This window comes from Pseudomonas sp. (genome assembly GCF_030684895.1).
GTDB lineage: Bacteria > Pseudomonadota > Gammaproteobacteria > Pseudomonadales > Pseudomonadaceae > Aquipseudomonas.
Map to the genome: position 1 here is coordinate 59,330 of NZ_JAUXXP010000013.1, position 14,027 is coordinate 73,356.

General features: G+C 61.8%; 12 protein-coding genes. 1 reads left to right on the forward strand and 11 read right to left on the reverse strand.

The features are described 5' to 3' along the window. Window positions 1–9 precede the first annotated feature (9 nt). From Q8M42_RS02265 to Q8M42_RS02290, 6 genes are all read right to left on the reverse strand, one after another. The gene (locus tag Q8M42_RS02265) at window positions 10–279 is read right to left on the reverse strand and encodes a K+/H+ antiporter subunit F (RefSeq protein ID WP_160015225.1); all 270 of its coding nucleotides are present in this window, start codon (window positions 277–279) and stop codon (window positions 10–12) included. Beyond that, entirely contained in the window at window positions 264–767 is a 504-nt protein-coding gene (locus Q8M42_RS02270) for a Na+/H+ antiporter subunit E (protein WP_304868803.1), read from the reverse strand. The genes Q8M42_RS02265 and Q8M42_RS02270 overlap by 16 nt, the downstream gene beginning before the upstream one ends. Further along, window positions 764–2,269 (reverse strand): monovalent cation/H+ antiporter subunit D, encoded by a 1,506-nt coding sequence (locus tag Q8M42_RS02275; protein ID WP_304868805.1) that lies wholly within the window; start codon window positions 2,267–2,269, stop codon window positions 764–766. Before Q8M42_RS02275 ends, Q8M42_RS02270 begins: the two co-directional genes overlap by 4 nt. Then, complete coding sequence (locus tag Q8M42_RS02280) at window positions 2,266–2,595, reverse strand: Na+/H+ antiporter subunit C (RefSeq protein ID WP_233686045.1); 330 nt, start codon at window positions 2,593–2,595, stop codon at window positions 2,266–2,268. The genes Q8M42_RS02275 and Q8M42_RS02280 overlap by 4 nt, the downstream gene beginning before the upstream one ends. Before the next feature lies 1 nt (window position 2,596). Then, complete coding sequence (locus tag Q8M42_RS02285) at window positions 2,597–5,389, reverse strand: monovalent cation/H+ antiporter subunit A (RefSeq protein ID WP_304868808.1); 2,793 nt, start codon at window positions 5,387–5,389, stop codon at window positions 2,597–2,599. Between the two features lie 326 nt (window positions 5,390–5,715). Continuing rightward, a complete protein-coding gene (locus tag Q8M42_RS02290) occupies window positions 5,716–6,177 on the reverse strand; it encodes a glycine zipper domain-containing protein (protein ID WP_304868810.1) in 462 nt (153 codons plus the stop codon). Window positions 6,178–6,351: 174 nt separating this feature from the next. Between Q8M42_RS02290 and Q8M42_RS02295 the strand changes: the two genes are divergently transcribed. Further along, entirely contained in the window at window positions 6,352–6,588 is a 237-nt protein-coding gene (locus tag Q8M42_RS02295; RefSeq protein ID WP_304868812.1) for a hypothetical protein, read from the forward strand. Window positions 6,589–6,595: 7 nt separating this feature from the next. On the opposite strand, the gene pdxH is transcribed toward Q8M42_RS02295, so the two are convergent. The 5 genes from pdxH to dinG form a co-directional block, all read right to left on the reverse strand. Next, complete coding sequence (gene pdxH / locus Q8M42_RS02300; protein WP_304868813.1) at window positions 6,596–7,243, reverse strand: pyridoxamine 5'-phosphate oxidase; 648 nt, start codon at window positions 7,241–7,243, stop codon at window positions 6,596–6,598. Window positions 7,244–7,332: 89 nt separating this feature from the next. Further along, window positions 7,333–8,019, reverse strand: a complete 687-nt coding sequence (locus Q8M42_RS02305; protein WP_304868815.1) for an OmpA family protein — start codon at window positions 8,017–8,019, stop codon at window positions 7,333–7,335. Window positions 8,020–8,113: 94 nt separating this feature from the next. After that, window positions 8,114–9,259: a serine hydrolase domain-containing protein gene (locus tag Q8M42_RS02310; RefSeq protein ID WP_304868817.1), complete on the reverse strand. Its 1,146-nt coding sequence runs from the start codon at window positions 9,257–9,259 to the stop codon at window positions 8,114–8,116. Between the two features lie 119 nt (window positions 9,260–9,378). Continuing rightward, a complete protein-coding gene (locus Q8M42_RS02315; protein ID WP_304868819.1) occupies window positions 9,379–11,514 on the reverse strand; it encodes a beta-agarase in 2,136 nt (711 codons plus the stop codon). Window positions 11,515–11,720: 206 nt separating this feature from the next. Beyond that, the gene (dinG, locus tag Q8M42_RS02320; RefSeq protein ID WP_304868821.1) at window positions 11,721–13,865 is read right to left on the reverse strand and encodes an ATP-dependent DNA helicase DinG; all 2,145 of its coding nucleotides are present in this window, start codon (window positions 13,863–13,865) and stop codon (window positions 11,721–11,723) included. Between the last annotated feature and the right edge of the window lie 162 nt (window positions 13,866–14,027).

Consider the following 14,027-nt stretch of genomic DNA (forward strand, 5'->3'; position numbering starts at 1 on the left):
AGATGCTCCTCATTCGATGATGTCGCCGCGCAGCAGGTACTTGGCCACAGCCACCGTGCCGATAAAGCCCATGACCGCAATCAGCAGGGCCGCTTCAAAATACAGATCGCTGCCCAGCCAGATGCCAAACAGCACCAGCATGGCAATCGCGTTGATATACAGGGTATCCAGGGCCAGGATGCGGTCGGGCAAATCCGGGCCGATGATCAGGCGCGCCATGGTCAGTACCAGGGCCAGGCCGATGATCACCAGGCACAGCGGAATCACGTAGGCGAGCATGTGAATACCTCCAGCAAGGGTGCTTCGTAGCGCTGTTTGATTTCCGCCACCAAGGCTTCGGCGTCCGGCACATCCAGGCCGTGCACCAGCAACAGCTTGCGGTCATCGCTGAGGTCGGCAGACACCGTGCCCGGGGTCAGCGAGATGATGCTGGTGAGCATGGTCAGGGCCAGTTCATCTTCCAGCAGCAGGGGGATTTCCACGAACGCCGGGCGCAGTTTGGCGGGCGGACCGAGGATCAGTTTGGCCACCTGCAGGTTGGCCATGACGATATCGCCGAGGATGCGTAGCAGAAACAGGCACAGCTTGAAGGGCTTGTAGACCCGTGGCGGGTTGATCCAGAACACCTGGGTCAATAGCGGAATCGCCCAGCCGAGCAGCATACCGAGCAGCCAGTGACCCAGGCTCAGGTCATTCATCAACAACAGCCAGACCAGCAGCAGGCACAGGCTCAGCAGCGGATGAGGTAACCAGCGACGTGCTTTCATCGTGCAGCTCCCGATTCGATGATGTGCCGGTACAACGCCAGGTCATGCAGCTGACTGGCCGTGGCCTCGACATAACTGAGCAGCGGCGCGGCACCAACCATCAGCAGCAAGCTGAGCAGCAGCAAGCCGGCGCAGGCCAGCAGCCGACCGTAATCCAGTTCTGCGCTGTCCAACTGGCTCAGGCCGACGCGCCAGAACAGCATGCTGCCGGCGCGGCTCAGGGCAATCAGGGTCAGCAGGCCGCCACCCAGCACAATCGGCCAGAGCAGCAGCGCCTGCAGGCCAGGTTCCAGCGAGCGCAGCAACAGCAGCTTGCCGATAAACCCGGAGAGCGGCGGCAAACCGGCCACAGCAATCGCGCCGAAAAAGAACAAACCACCGAGCAAATGCGGGTTCTGCAGGGCCGGGCCCTGCACCAGCAGCGCCTGTTTTTCACCACGCTGACGGGCAATCAAGTCAGCCAGCAGGAACAGCCCACCGGCCACCCAGGTGCTGTGCACCAGGTAATACAGGGCAGCGGCCAGGGCTTGCTCGGTGCCGATGGCAATACCAGCGAGCAAGGTGCCGACCGACACCACCACTAGATAGGCCAAGAGGCCCTGCAGGCTTACCGCCGCCAGCGCGCCGATCACGCCCAGCGCCAGGGTCAGCAGGGCAATTGGCCAGAGCCAGTCGTTGGCCATATTGGCCAGGCTGCCAGCATCGTCACCGAAGATCAGCGTGTACACGCGGATGATCGAATACAGGCCGACCTTGGTCATGATCGCAAACAGCGCAGCGACCGGCGCAGTGGCCGAGGCATAGGCCTTGGGCAGCCAGAAATACAGCGGCAGAAACGCCGCCTTGAGGCCGAATACCACCAGCAGTAACAAACCGGCAGCGCCGAGCAGCGCTGCATCATCCGGCCCGGCAGCGGCAACGCGACTGGCCATATCGGCCATATTCAGGGTACCGGTGATGCCATACAGCACGCCCACCGCAAGCAGGAAGAACGCCGACCCCACCAGGTTCAGCACCACGTAATGCAGCCCCGCACGCACCCGCTCTACTCCGCCGCCATGCACCAACAGCGCGTAGGAGGCGATCAGCAGGATTTCGAAGAATACGAACAGGTTGAACAGATCGCCGGTGAGAAAGGCGCCGTTGATGCCCATCAACTGGAACTGGAACAACGCATGGAAACTCTGCCCGCGCTGATCATCACCCCGCACTGCATACAGCAAGGCAAAGCTGCCGAGCACCGCCGTGACCACCAGCAGCAAGGCGCTCAGGCGATCAAGCAGCAGGATGATGCCGAACGGCGCTGCCCAGTTACCGGCGGCATACACCTGCAGCACGTCCTGATCAGCCAGCCAGAGCAGATAGCCGCTCAATGGCAGCAGCATCAAGGTGGCCAGCAGTGACAGGCTGCGTTTGACTCGCAGGCTCAGGCCCGCGCCCAGCAGCAACAGGCTGCCGGCAAACATCGGCAGCAGAATGGGCAGGATCAAGCCGTGGTTCATTGCGCAGGCTCCTGGCCGTCAACATGGTCGGTCTGGGTTTCGCCCACGCTGCGCAGCGCCAGCACTACGACGAAGGCGGTCATGGCAAAGCCGATCACGATGGCGGTCAGCACCAGCGCTTGCGGCAGCGGGTCAGCGTATTCGCTGCTCTTGCCGATCACCGTGACCACGCCGCTCTGCAGGCGGCCCATGGCAAACAGGAACAGGTTGACCGCATAGGAAATCAGCGTCAGCCCCAGCACTACCGGGAAGGTCCGCGCGCGCAGCAGCAGGTACACACCGCTGGCGGTGAGGATGCCCAGGGTTGCGGCAAATATGGCTTCCATCTCAAAGCACCTCTTGTACAGCTTTTTCCTGGGTCAACTTGCCCAGGTTGGCGAGAATCAGCAGGGTCGCGCCGACAACCGTCAGGTACACGCCCAGATCGAACAGCATGGCGGTGGCCAACTCGATTTCACCGACCAGCGGGATATGGAAATGACCGAAGGCCGAGGTCAGGAACGGCCGATCAAACAGCCAGCTGCCCAGGCCGGTCAGCCCGGCAATCAACACGCCAAGGCCGGCCATGCCCTGGTAATTCAGCGGCAGGCGCGACTGCGTCCACTGCACGCCGCTGGCGACGTATTGCAAGATCAACGCCACCGCTGTCACCAGGCCGGCGATAAAGCCGCCACCCGGCAGGTTATGCCCGCGCAGGAAGATAAACACCGAGACCAGCAGCGCCATCGGCAACAGCACCCGCGACAGGGTGGCGAGGATCAGCGGATGACGATCACGTGCCCAACTGCGGCCCTGCGCATCGACCTTCGGCTGAATCAGGCGCAGGCCATCGAGCAGTGCGAAGATGCCCACTGCGGCAATCGCCAGCACGGTGACCTCGCCGAGGGTATCGAAGCCACGGAAGTCCACCAGAATCACATTGACCACGTTGGTGCCGCCACCGCCCGGCACACTGTTCTCCAGGAAGAATGCGGAAATGCTGTCGTACGGCCGCGTCAGCACGGCGAACACCAGCATCGCCACCATCACGCCAGTGCCAACCGCCAGGGTGAAATCGCGCAGGCCGCGCAGACTGCTCGACTCGATACGGGTCTGCGCCGGTAGGAAGAACAGCGCGAGCATCAGCAGGATGATGGTCACCACCTCTACTGACAGCTGGGTCAGGGCCAAATCCGGTGCCGAATAACGGGCGAAGGCCAGGGCCACCATTAATCCAACCACGCTGAGCATCAGCAACGAAACCAGGCGCTGGCGATGGAAGACCACCGTCACCAATGCGGCCAGGGCCATGATGCCCAGGCCCAAGGCGGTGATGCCGTCGATCTCGGCCATGGCCACTGGACCGCTGATCTGCGGCAACGAACTCAGCCCCTGAGTCACCACCAGCAAGGCGGTCGCCAGCAGCAGCGCCAGGTAGCGCTGCAGCGACGCATTCTCCAGCCAGTGGGTGATCGCGCTAGACACCTTGACCAGGATCAGCACGCCGCGCTCGAACAACAGCTTGGCATCCACACTCGGCAGACCGGCATACCAGCGAAACAGCGGCTGACGGAACACATACACCAGAATCCCGCCAAATAGAGCGATAAAACTCATCAGCAATGGCAGGTTGAAGCCATGCCAGATTGCCAGGCTGTAACTCGGCACCTCGCCGCCCAGGGTAGCGGCGGCGGCAGCAGCCAACAGCGGCGCCACGGTATAGGCCGGCACGATACCCACCAGCAGGCAGAGGAACACCAGAATTTCCACTGGCACCTTCATATAGCGCGGCGGCTCATGCGGCGGGTAATGCGGCAGGTCGACCGGCTCGCCGTTGAAGAACACATCGTGGATAAAGCGCAGCGAATAGGCCACCGAGAACACCCCAGCCAGGGTAGCCGCCGCTGGAATCACCCAGTTGAAACTGCCCAGCAGGTGTTGGTTGAGGGTTTCGCTAAAGAACATTTCCTTGCTGAGGAAGCCGTTGAGCAGCGGCACCCCGGCCATTGCCGAGGCCGCCACCATGGCCAGCACGGCCGTATGCGGCATGTACTTCCACATACCGTTGATGCGCCGCATGTCGCGGCTGCCGGTTTCGTGATCGATGATCCCCGCGGCCATAAACAGCGAGGCCTTGAAGGTGGCGTGGTTGATGATGTGGAACACCGCCGCCACGGCGGCCAGGCGGGTGTCCAGGCCGAACAGCAAGGTGATCAAGCCCAGGTGGCTGATGGTCGAATAGGCCAGCAGGCCCTTGAGGTCATGCTGAAACAACGCCATCCCGGCACCGACCAGCAAGGTCACCAGGCCGGTGATGCTGACCAGGTAGAACCACCACTCAGACCCCGCCAAGGCTGGGTACAGACGCGCCAGCAGAAACACCCCAGCCTTGACCATGGTCGCCGAGTGCAGATAAGCAGACACCGGCGTCGGCGCGGCCATGGCGTGTGGCAGCCAGAAATGGAACGGGAACTGCGCCGACTTGGTGAACACCCCCAGCAGCACCAAAATCAGCGCCAGCGGGTACAGCTCGTGGGCGCGAATGGCGTAACCGGCTGCGAGCACCTGAGACAACTCGAAACTGCCGGCGATATGGCCGATCAGCAGAATCCCGGCAAACAGCGCCAGGCCACCACCGCCCGTCACGGCCAAGGCCATGCGTGCGCCTTTGCGTGCATCCGAACGGGCGCCCCAGAAGCCGATCAAGAGGAACGACGACAGGCTGGTCAGCTCCCAGAACATCAGCATCAGCAGCAGGTTTTCCGACAGCACCACGCCGAGCATGGCGCCCATAAACAGCAGGAGGAAGGCGAAGAAACGCCCCATCGGCTCCTTCTTCGCCAGGTAGTAGCGCGCGTAGAGAATAACCAGCAGGCCGATGCCGAGAATCAGCAGGGCAAACAGAAAGCCCAGGCCATCCAGGCGCAGGCTGAGGTTCAGGCCCAGGGCCGGCAACCACTCCAGCTTGACCTTGAGCAGCTCGCCAGCAAACACCGCAGACTGTTGCGAGAACAACAGCACCAGAGCCGTCAGCGGTGCCACTGCTGCCGCCGCGGCGCAGGCGGAACGGCCCAGGCGCTCGGCCAGCAGAGGCAGAAAAATGCCGAGAAATGGCAAGGCGATGATCAGCGCAAGCGTCATAGAAAAACCCCTTAATACGAACCCGGCACGTACCCGTACCCGGCTGACTCCCTAACCTGCTTATTGGCCGCAGTCGCAGGGTTCACCTGAGCTGCAACCCGCACAAAAGTATTGCACCGTGCGGCGACTAAAGCCCGTCGACGCCAAAAGCGTGCGCGATTATCCATAACTATCGGCCAGCCGTCATGGATAGAATTATTACTAAACACTGTGTTTTCCGCGAGCTTGCCTGAAAAACCTGAGAAACGCCGATAAACATCTGGTTTATCTAGAAAAAAGGCAATAAAAAACCGGATCAGTCAGAACTGATCCGGTTTTTTCAGGAGTCACTGAGAAACGCGGCTGGTGCCATTCACAGTCAAGATACGCACACGCTCACCGACCCGAAAAATCTGATTCTCTTCAACGGCCTGCACATAGGCGCGCATGCTGCCGTCATCTTCGCGCACGGTGATTTCCACACCCTGGGTACGGGTCAGACCTTCCTCGGTCATCGCCCCCAACAGGCCACCGGCTACTGCGCCGATCACTGCGGCCACTGCGCTGCCACGTCCACCACCGACGCCGCTACCGGCCACGCCGCCGATAACCGCACCGGCACCTGCGCCGATGGGAGTTTTCGTGCCTTCGATCTTCACTGGACGCAACGCTTCGATGGTGCCCATGCGTACGGTCTGCACAGTACGTGCTTCATCGCGCGAGTAGGTGTCGCCAGTCAGGCTGGAGGCGCAGCCGCCCAACAGGGCCAGCGCGGCAAACGAGGCAGCCAACAGAAAAGGTTTACGCATGATTGTTTCTCCAGTTAGGCAGGCCCCATTAAAACGCCTGCGCAGCTTCGCTGTCACCCGCCATTATGCGGCAAAACTTTACCCGACCTGCCGCGCAAGGCCCCGGCGCGACACTTCGCCACGTGCAATCTCAGCATCCAATCAGCCTAAGCTAGAGCTTGGCATAGGGGATTTATGGATTACTTTATCGTCGCCATCACTACTGTTGCCGGGCTGTACTTCCACTGGTGGCTGTATGTACGAATCAAGCGCTGGATGGACCGCGACCTGGCGCTGTCACTGGCTGGCGAATCAGCGGCCAAGCGCAGCTATATGCTCGCTCGCCTGGCTGAGGCACAGGCCGCCGGCATCAAGCGCAGCGCCCTGCCCGCTTGGCTGGAGCAAGCCGCCGCGCAGTACCCCGGCGACTGAAACGCGCTCAGGGCGCCAGGCGCTCACGCAGCCAGGCGGCGTCCTGCAAACGAAAATTCAGACGGTCATGCAGGCGGCTGGATCGACCCTGCCAGAACTCGATGCGCTCCGGCAGCAGGCGATAGCCACCCCAGTGCGGCGGGCAATGCGGCGCGCGGTCGAGAAAACGCTGCTCGGTCTCGGCCAGTAGGCCTTCCAGCTCAGCGCGATCGGCAATCACCCTGCTCTGCGGCGAGGCCCAGGCGCCCAGACGGCTGCCCAGCGGCCGCACTTGGAAGTAGGCATCGCACTCTTCGGCGCTAACCCGCTCAACACGCCCCTCAATCCGCACCTGCCGCTCCAGGCTGGGCCAGAAGAAGGTCATGGCGGCAAAGGGGTTGGCGGCCAGGTGCTGGCCTTTGGCGCTGTCGTAGTTGCTGAAGAAGGTAAAGCCGCGTGCATCCAGGCCCTTGAGCAGCAGCACCCGGCAGTGCGGACGCCCTTCGCCATCGACGGTCGCCAGGGTCATGGCATTCGGCTCGACGGGCAGCTGCTCGGTCTTTACCGCATCGGCAAACCATTGCTCGAACAACGCAAAAGGCTCCAGCGGCGCTTGCGCCTCGCTCAAGCCATCGCGGGTGTAGTCACGGCGCATATCAGCCAGGGTTTGAGTCATCGGCAAATCCTCTCGATCAAGTCTTGCCTAGCTTACCCGCGAGTGCTCTATCTGGCTTGATCTGCGGCAACACGCCGCCGCGTAGCGCTTTACTGACTGCTGGCTGGTTTATCAGCCTTGGCTACGGTTTTCGCGTTCTTGTCAGTGGCGGACTTGGCCGCCGCTACGGCAGTGGCGGGTGCCGGCTCAGGCTGGCTGTACTTGGCAATCAGCGCGTTGAGGGTGTCTTTGGAGGTCAAGAGGATTTCCACCCGACGGTTCAGCGCACGCCCCTCGACGCTGTCGTTGGCAGCGCGTGGCATGTCCGAGCCCAGCCCCTTGACCATCAGGCGGTTCTGCTTGAGGCCGCTGAGGCGGAAGATCGAGGTAAACGCCCGAGCACGCTGGTGGCTCAGTTCACGGTTGGCATTTACTTCACCGCTGCTGTCGGCATGACCAAGGATCAGCACGCCGATGGTTTCATCACTTTCCAGCAGCTTGGCCATGCGGCTCAGCGGGCCGAGGGTGGTCGGCAACATCATATGCGGACGGTCCGGGTTGAACGAACCCTGCACCGGCGCAGTGACCACCAGCAGGTTTTCCCGACGCTCGAACTCGAAATGGGTGCCCTTGATCGCTTCACGCACCTTCGGCTCGTACACATCCAGCCAGGCCTGGGTTACTGCCGGTGGCGGCATTACCGCTACTTTCGGTGCTGGCTTTTCGGATTTTTCGAAAAGGCTGCAACCGCTGATCAGTACACACAGAGCGATGGCGAGAGTTTTGTTGGCGAGCATCGGGTATCCACACGTGATAAGCAAAAAGAAGCCGGTCAGTGGCCCGCTCAGGCGGCAGGCCATGCCATGTTGCGCAGCAGTTTAGCTGAGCTGGCTATAAACAATCAGCCAATAGACGCGCAAGTTTCTGCGCACGGGGGTCCATCAAGACGAACGGTCCTAGGTTGTTGGTGACAAAACCGAAGGCGACATCCCGCTCCGGGTCGGCAAAGCCAATGGAACCGCCAGCTCCCGGGTGACCGAAGGCGCGCGGGCCCATGCCGTAAGTGGCGTTGGCGACCTCTGGCTGGTCAAGCATGCAGCCCAGACCGAAGCGGGTTCGGGTCAGCAGGGTCTTGTCCTCGCCCACTGCGTGTTCACGGGTCAGTTCAGCCAGCAACTCGCTTTCCAGCAGTTGGCCATCCAGCAGGCCGCTGTAGAAACCCGCCAGACTGCGGGCATTGCCATGACCGTTCGCCGCCGGCTGCTGCATGCGCCGCCATTCAGGCTTGTTGGTGCTGGTCATGATCGACGGCGGATTGGTGAAGGCCCGTGTGCTCATGGCCGCAGGCTCGCTCATCATGGTCTTGAGCAGGCGCTGGGCTGCCGCGTCGCCGAAGTTGCCCTTGCCGCGGGAGATGATCGCCACCCGGTCGAACTCTTCATCGGCCAGGCCGACATGGAAATCCAGCCCCAAGGGTTTGGCCGTGCGCGCGACGATGGATTCGCCAGGGCCGCGCCCCTCGACCCGGCGCAACACCTCACCCACCAGCCAGCCATAGGTGATCGGCGCATAACCATGGCCCTCACCCAATACCCACCAGGGTTGTTCGGCGGCCAGTGCCGTAGTCATGGCCTGCCAGTCGTATAAGGCTTCGGCCGGCAGCATCTGGCGCAAGGCTGGCAGCCCGGCCTGATGGCTGAGTAAGTGACGCAGGGTGATCTTGTCCTTGCCGGCTGCTGCGAACTCCGGCCAGTAACGCGCGACCGGTGCATCCAGCTCAAGCTTGCCCTCGCCCACCAGTTGCAAGGCAGTGACCGCGGTGAAGGTTTTGGTGCAGGAGAACAGGTTGAGGATGGTGTCGCTGTGCCAGGCCTGCTGACCCTCCTTGTCGGCAACCCCGGCCCACAGATCCACCACGGTTTCGCCGCCGACTTGCACGCAGAGCGCCATGCCGCGTTCCTGCGGCTCATCGAACAACGCGGCAAAAGCGTCTCTCAGCGCCTCGAACTTGAGGTCGAAATAACCCTGTATCTGCACCACCCTGCTCCCCCTTCTCATACTCGACCAGATGTTCTGGCAGATTGTTTCAGCTCTAACGCCTGCGCAGAACCCTGCACACGGCTGGCAACCCTACTATCAGCGCGGCGAATAGCCCTTTACGGTGCTGCGGAAACTGGCGCTGCCATAGGCTTGAGCAGCGTCTTCGGCACATCCAGGTTGGCTTTGCGCACGGCTTTGACAAAGCCATCCCACGGCCGATCGGTGATGCCGACCAGGCCCAGATGACCGTTTTCGCCATCCAGCAAACGCCCGGTGACCGGCTGATCGAGGTACTGAAACCAGTGCAAACCGACGATCTGCGGCTCTTCCAGGGCCTTGGCCAGGAAATGCGCATAGGCCGGGCCGCGCTCCTCTTCCTTGTAAACCTCGGCAACCCCGCCCCAGAACGGCCCACGGTCGCGCGAGCCGAAGTGGAACTCGGTGACCATCAACGGCTTGTCCAACTCGCGCAGTGCGGCAAAGTCATAACCGTGCTGCGGCTCGCGGCTGTAGAAGTTGAAGCTCAGTACATCGCAGAACTCGGCGCAGGCATTTACCGCCTCGGGGATGCTGCTGGCGAAACGGCCACCCAGTAGCAGGTGATTGGGCGCGTGCCAATCAAGCGAGTCGGCAATGGTCTTGAAGTAGGTCTCGGCATACAGACGCAAGAATGCCTGCATGTCCTTTTCGATGGCCGGGAATTCGGCAGTTGGTAGCGGCGCCTGGAAGCCTGGATCTTCCATCAGCTCCCAGGCCGGCAGTTCGATGCCCCAGGCGCGGGACAGGCCATTGTGGTTACGGTACTTGTCGCGCAGTTGCTTGAGAAAAGCACGCTTGGCCGGCACATCGGTGCTCAGGCGCAGCGTGGCATAAGCCAAGGCGTAACGGCCGTGAGGATCATCCGCCGGGCCAGACCAGGCCAATTCGTTGTCGGCGAAATAACCGAGCAGCCAGGGATTGTCACGGTAATCGCGCGAGGCAATCGCCACGGCGCGCTCGGTGGCCATGGCAAAGCGCGGGTCAAACGGATCAGGCATCGCCCCCCACCAGTCGACGCCGGTGCTGATCGTGGCGTAGTCACCACGAATCGACAGCGGAATGCTGAACGGCATGCGGCTATCACCGCCAAAGGCCGGCTCACTCCAGTTACCCAGGGTATTGAAGCCCCAGGCCTGCAAGCGGTCCTGGCTCAGCGCGCGCCAGGCCGCTGGGTCAACCTGGCCATAGCTGCGCTGCAGGTTAGCCTTGTAAAAATCAAACCAGCGCCCGCTGGCAAACGCCCGGCCTTGGTTGGCACCGGTGTCACTACGGCTGTCCGATGTACCGAAATAGGCCGCCAGCGCCTCAGCCGGTTGCGGCAAGCCGGCAAACATCGCCTCACGCCCCTCAACGTAGGTAGCGCTCTGCTGCGCGGTGACCGCATTGACGCCCAGCGAGTAGAACGGATGGCCCTCTGGCGTTACCAGATACCAGCGGCCATCGCGTTTCTCGGTACGGAAGAAACCACTCGCCGCAAACGGCTGCCCGCCAGTCCAACCGGCAAATTTGTCCTGCGCTGGGCGCTCGGCCAGCCAGGCATGCAATTGTTTCTGCTCTTGGGCAACCGCTTGCTGCAATTGCTCATCATTCTTGACCTTGCCCGGCCAGTCGGCCCGTGCGTACTGGCCATAACGGTCGACGATAGCGGCATAGGCTGCAGCCGAAAGCTGCTCGCCCGTTACGCCAAATTGGCTGATCAGAATATCCTGCGCCGCTTTCGGCTGTGGTAAGGACAGAGTGACCGCACTGACCTTGCTCAGGTCCAGCGCACCGCTAACGGAATCTGCCAGCAGCAGCCGTTGGCCCCTATGCGTCCAGGGCATCGGCACGCCGGCACGCATACCCTGATCGCGAGGCGAAGTTGCTTGCAAGGGAATCAAAAGGGTTTGCGCAGGGCCGGCAGGCAGGGCGACACGCGCACTCAGGCGCTGGCCGTCAGTGCTCTCGATCAGTACATCCAGGGTCAGCGCCCAGTCCATGGCGTTCTGTACGCGCAGGCTAACCTGCTTCTGCTGCGACCAGTCCCAGCTAGCATTTTGCGGGGTCAGCTTTAGGCTCGGCTGCTCGCCAGGATGGAAGGTTACCCGGCGCAGCACCTCGCCTTGCGGGGTCGGCTCGCCAATGCGGTTGGGCAGATCGGCATCCTGCGTGGTGATCTGTACGGCATCCATTGGCCGAACAAAGTTGAACAGTTCCTGCGGCTCTGTCGCCATGGCTGCACCGCTAAAACCCACGAGCGCTGAAAGCAGAACAGCCGTTTGCAACCTGCGCTTAACCTTCACGAACCCACTCCCGCATTGTTTCAACCGCCCCGGGCAGTACTGCCCGAGACAAAATTTAGGCCCTGGTGACAACCAAGGCATTGTTCACGCGCCATTGGAGCCGATAAGACTCAACGAGTTGCTTACCAGGTGCGCGGCTAACTGATTTCCCGACGAAACGGCGGCAAGGCATTGAGAATCGACTTGCCATAACGCTGAGTGACCACGCGCCGGTCGAGCAAGGTGATAATGCCGCGATCCGCTTCGGTGCGCAGCAGTCGGCCGCAGGCCTGCACCAGACGCAACGAAGCATCCGGCACGGCAATTTCCATAAAGGGGTTGCCGCCACGCGCTTCGATCCATTCGGCCAGGGCCGCTTCCACCGGATCGTCCGGCACGGCGAAGGGAATCTTGGCGATCACCACATGCTCGCAGTAGGCGCCGGGCAGATCGACACCCTCAGCAAAGCTGGCCAGGCCAAACAGCACGCTTTCCTCACCGCTATCGACCCGCGCCTTGTGTTTGTTCAGGGTTTCCTGCTTGGACAGGTTGCCCTGGATAAACACCCGCTTGCGCCAGTCGCGCTCTAGGCCGTCGAAGACCTCCTGCATCTGCTTGCGCGAGGAAAACAGCACCAGGGTGCCGCGCGAGCCCTCAACCAGACCAGGTAAGTCGCGAATAATCGCGGCCGTATGCGCCACCGCATCACGCGGATCGGCGTTCAGGTTGGGCACCCGCAGCACACCGGCGTCGGCGTGATGGAACGGGCTCGGCACCACGGTAGTGACCGCCACTTTCGGCAAGCCGGCGCGCATGCGGTAGCGATCAAAGGTGCCCAGCGCCGTCAGGGTCGCCGAGGTCACCAGGGCGCCATAGGCGACATTCCACAGGTTACGCCGCAGGGTTTCCGCCGCCAGAATCGGGCTGGCATTGACCTCGATATCAAACAGCGCACCGCTGTCGGCCAGGGTCAGCCAGCGCGCCATCGGCGGGCTTTCCTCCGGGTCTTCAGCGGTAAAGGCCAGCCACAGTTCCCAGTTGCCCTTGGCGCGCGCCAGCAGGCTGCCGAACAGCGGGTACCATTCCTCGGCCTGATGACTGGCAATACCAACAGCGCCCTCACCATCCATGGCCTCCTTGAGCTGTTCAGTCACGCCAGTAAACAGATCATTGAGCTTGGAAAAGCCCTTTTTCAGCTCCAGGCCCAGTTCAGTCAGGTGCTCCGGCACCACGCCGCCGACGAAACGATGGCGCGGCCGCTCACGGCCTTGCATATCCTCGCCCGGTTTGAAATCGGCGACCTGCTCGCAGGCGGCAAACATAAATTGCTGCTGAGTTTTGAGCTCCCGTGCCAGTTCCGGCACCTGCTCGATCAGCCGGCCTAGATCCCCTGGCAGTGGGTTCTGCGCCAGCAGCTTGGTCAGGTTCTTGTCGATCTGGGTCAGCCAATCGGCAGTCGAACGCAAGCGGGTAAAGTGGGCGAAATGGCCGATGGCCTTGTCCGGCAAATGGTGGCCTTCGTCGAACACGTAAAGGGTGTCGCGCGGGTCCGGCAGCACCGCGCCGCCGCCCAGCGCCAGGTCGGCCAGGACCATGTCATGGTTGGTGACGATAACGTCGACCTTGCCCATGCCCTCGCGCGCCTTGTAGAAGGCGCACTGCTGAAAGTTCGGACAATGGCGGTTGGTGCACTGGCTGTGATCGGTGGTCAGCTGCGACCAGCGCGTGTCTTCCAGCTCTTCCGGCCAGCTGTCGCGGTCGCCGTCCCATTTATTGCCGGCGAGTTTTTCGATCATCGTGGTGAACAGCTTCTGGCTCTGCTCATCCACATCGATCTTGAAGCCTTCTTCCTCGAACAACTGGGCGGTGGCGCTCTGCGCCTGGCCTTCCTGCAGCAGAATATCGAGCTTGGACAGGCACAGATAACGCCCCCGCCCCTTGGCCAGGGCGAAGCTAAAGTTCAGCCCGCTATTGCGCATCAGGTCCGGCAGATCCTTGTGCACGATCTGCTCTTGCAGGGCTACGGTGGCCGTGGCGATCACCAGACGTTTACCCGCCGCCTTGGCAGTGGGAATCGCCGCCAGGCTGTAGGCCACGGTCTTGCCCGTACCGGTGCCGGCTTCAACCGCGACCACTGCAGGATCACCCAGGCGCCTGCCTTCGTCGTCAGTCTTGATCGCACCCAGCACCTTGGCGATTTCAGCAATCATCAGGCGCTGGCCATAACGCGGCTTGAGCGACTTGGCTTCGAGAAAACGGGAATAGGCGCCCTGGATCTGGGACTTGAGTTCGGTACTGAGCATGGGATCTTGGCGCGAAAAGGCTGGATAAATTTTCAGTGTTTGTAATCGGCGGCTATCATAGCGCGCTAATTGATCCAGCGCTGAACCGCTTAGAACCTGTTTACGATCTCGCGAGCTAGAGCCTGTTTCTAACGCCGCAGGGCCGACGCGCAGCAGATCGTA

Coding starts and splice junctions, on each gene's coding strand:
- Q8M42_RS02265 (WP_160015225.1), bottom strand. CDS start 279: ATGCTCGCCTACGTGATTCCGCTGTGCCTGGTGATCATCGGCCTGGCC.
- Q8M42_RS02295 (WP_304868812.1), top strand. CDS start 6,352: ATGGATTACTTTATCGTCGCCATCACTACTGTTGCCGGGCTGTACTTC.
- Q8M42_RS02270 (WP_304868803.1), bottom strand. CDS start 767: ATGAAAGCACGTCGCTGGTTACCTCATCCGCTGCTGAGCCTGTGCCTG.
- Q8M42_RS02315 (WP_304868819.1), bottom strand. CDS start 11,514: ATGGCGACAGAGCCGCAGGAACTGTTCAACTTTGTTCGGCCAATGGAT.
- Q8M42_RS02280 (WP_233686045.1), bottom strand. CDS start 2,595: ATGGAAGCCATATTTGCCGCAACCCTGGGCATCCTCACCGCCAGCGGT.
- pdxH (WP_304868813.1), bottom strand. CDS start 7,243: ATGACTCAAACCCTGGCTGATATGCGCCGTGACTACACCCGCGATGGC.
- dinG (WP_304868821.1), bottom strand. CDS start 13,865: ATGCTCAGTACCGAACTCAAGTCCCAGATCCAGGGCGCCTATTCCCGT.
- Q8M42_RS02285 (WP_304868808.1), bottom strand. CDS start 5,389: ATGACGCTTGCGCTGATCATCGCCTTGCCATTTCTCGGCATTTTTCTG.
- Q8M42_RS02275 (WP_304868805.1), bottom strand. CDS start 2,269: ATGAACCACGGCTTGATCCTGCCCATTCTGCTGCCGATGTTTGCCGGC.
- Q8M42_RS02290 (WP_304868810.1), bottom strand. CDS start 6,177: ATGCGTAAACCTTTTCTGTTGGCTGCCTCGTTTGCCGCGCTGGCCCTG.
- Q8M42_RS02305 (WP_304868815.1), bottom strand. CDS start 8,019: ATGCTCGCCAACAAAACTCTCGCCATCGCTCTGTGTGTACTGATCAGC.